The following is a 2787-nucleotide window of genomic DNA, read 5'->3' as shown; positions in this document are numbered from 1 at the left end:
TACAGCGGTGGAACAACCATCCTTTCGGGACTCCTTCAGATCGGTGCGGGCGGCACCAGCGGCTCGTTCGGCGCGGCGGCGGGAACTGTTAATAACAACGGCGCGGTGGTATTCAATCTTTCGTCCTCCTTGTCTGTCCCTAACGTCATTACGGGATTGGGAACTCTCACGCAGGCGGGCGGCGGAATTGTGACCCTGACCGGTACGAATACGTACACCGGGACGACGAACATCAACGCCGGCACGCTCCAATATGGCACGGGCGATCCGGCCGCATTGAACACCGGTAAAGTCGCCTTCGGTGGAGCAGCCGTACTCGATATCAATGGAAACAGCGTTTCTCTGGCGAGCATTTCGGGCACGACCGGCACTATCGACAACGTCTCGGCGGGCGGGACCGCGACCGTGACGATCAACAACGGTTCGACCAACACGTTCGGCGGAACGATCCAGAATACCACCGGCACGGTGGCCCTGGTGAAGTCCGGCGGCGGACAACTCGTGCTTAGCGGAACCAACACCTATTCCGGCGGGACGACCATCAGCGCGGCATCCGTCAAGGCAACCGGGGCGAGCAGCCTCGGCTCAGGAGCGGTGACGGTTATGCCCGCGAACGGGTTGCAGCTGGCCAATGGTGCGGTCGTTTCGAACCAGATCTTCACCGATGTTGGATCCAACGAATTTGAGGATGTGCCCGACGGCGGCGCATCGGCCACGATTTCGGGGCCGATCAATATTCTCACCGGCGCGACCTCGCAACAGGTTCGCATCGGGACGTCACACGTGAACGCCAGCAGCGGCGTGCCGGACTCGACGCTCACGTTGACCGGCGCGGCCAATTCCGGCGGCAGCCAGGCAATCTTTACGCGAGGCAACATTATTATTGCGGGCAATGGCTCGCTGTTGACGACGTCGACGAACGCGCTGATCGTCGGTCGAACTTCCAACACGGCCATTTTGAGTTTGACTCTCGAAAATAACGCGATGATCACTTCGGTCGGCGCGTTGCTCGACGGGAATGACTCGTCGTCGGACGCGCTGCAAACGACCGTGAATATTCAGGACAACGGAGTATTCAACGTCGGGACCGGTGCGTTCAATATTGATGATTCAGAGAATACGTCCGGATCTCCGCTGGTTACAGTCAATATGTCGGGGAACGCCGAACTCGGAGCGGGGAGCTTTACTATCCTCGCCAAAGGAACGGCCCCCGTCACGATGAATATTAATGGGGGAACGTTGCTGGCCAATGCGAACGATCCGAGCGGCGGGCAATGGTTCCCGGCGCTGGCGAATCAGAACGGCGGACAGCCGATCACCGTGAACATCGGCGGGGCCGGCGTGAACGTGAACAACGGCGGGTTTGGAATTACGATCGCCCAGACGTTCTCCGATGCGGGCGGTGGATTTGTGAATTTCGTGGGCTCCGGCACGACCACGATCAAGGCGTCGAATGTCTATTCAGGCAATGACACCGTGACCGGCGGCACGCTGGTCATCGCGGACAACAGCACGGCCGCGCTGGGCCTCGGCTCAACCGTCACCTTGTTCGGAGGAGCAACGCTGGCGAGCTCGCCGACGATCGGCGGGACCATCAGCCAGAACGTTGTGCCGGGAACGGGAGCAGGCAGTGGAGCACAAACGATCGCTCCGGGAACCGTCGGCGCGGTTGGGACGTTGTCGGTCGGCGGATTGACGACGAACAACCAGACGACCCTTAATTTCGATCTGGGCACCGGCACAGGTACCGTCACGAACGGAGATCTGCTTCTCCTGGGCTCGGGAACTGTCAGCATCGCGTCGGGCACACTCATGACGTTCGGCGGTACTCCCGTCGCCGGGGACGATTATCGACTCATCGGTGGATCGATCGGCGGGATCGATCTCGCCAACTTCTCGCTGCCGACGATCCCCGGGGTCTCGCTCTCCTTGAGCACGGCGGTCGATTCCGGATTCATCGATCTGGTTGTCACTGGTCCGCCCAACCTCACGTGGAACAACGCCGGCGCCGACAACCTCTGGAACGCGACCAGCTCCAACTGGAACAACGGCGCGGCCAACACCACCTACTCCGACGGCGCGCAGGTCACCTTCAACGACAACAACCCCAGCAACACCGCCGCGAATTATGCGGTGACGCTCAACACCACCGTCAGCCCCGCGTCGGTCACGGTCAATAACAGCAACGGCAACTACGTCATCGGCGGCACCGGTTCCATCGCCGGAACCACAGCACTCTCCAAGTCCGGCACCGGCAAACTCACCCTCAACACCGTCAACACCTATACCGGCGGAACCAATGTCAGCGCAGGCACCTTGGTTGCCGGCGTCACCGGCGCGCTGCCCAGCGGCGCCGTCTCCATCACCGGCGGAACGCTGCAACTGGCGCCCAGCACCGGCCTGGCGACGATCACCTCGCTGGCCATCTCCGGCACCGGAACCTTCGACATCAACAACAACCACGTCATCATCAACTACGGCAGCCCCGCCAGCGATCCGATTGCGTCGATCGTGGCATTGCTGAACGCGGGCTACAACGGCGGAGCATGGAACGGACCGGGCGGAATCACCTCCAGCGCAATCGCGTCCAATCCTGGCTATGGTATCGGCTACGCTGACGCGGCCGACATTGGCAACCCGGCCGGACTCGCATCCGGAACCATCGAAGTCAAATTCACGCTGCTCGGCGACGCGGACTTGAACGGCACCGTCAACGGCATCGACTTCGGCATCCTGGCCGCCAACTTCAACAAGGGCGTGAGCCGGTGGGACCAGGGCGACTTCAAC

General features: G+C 61.5%; 1 protein-coding gene. It reads left to right on the top strand.

The genetic code is table 11. From position 1 onward, the window contains the following. A partial coding sequence (locus VGY55_06830) for an autotransporter-associated beta strand repeat-containing protein (protein ID HEV2969686.1) occupies positions 1–2787 on the top strand: 2787 nt, incomplete at both ends.

This window comes from Pirellulales bacterium (assembly GCA_035939775.1).
GTDB lineage: Bacteria > Planctomycetota > Planctomycetia > Pirellulales > DATAWG01 > DASZFO01.
This window is presented reverse-complemented; position numbering and strand designations above follow the sequence as displayed.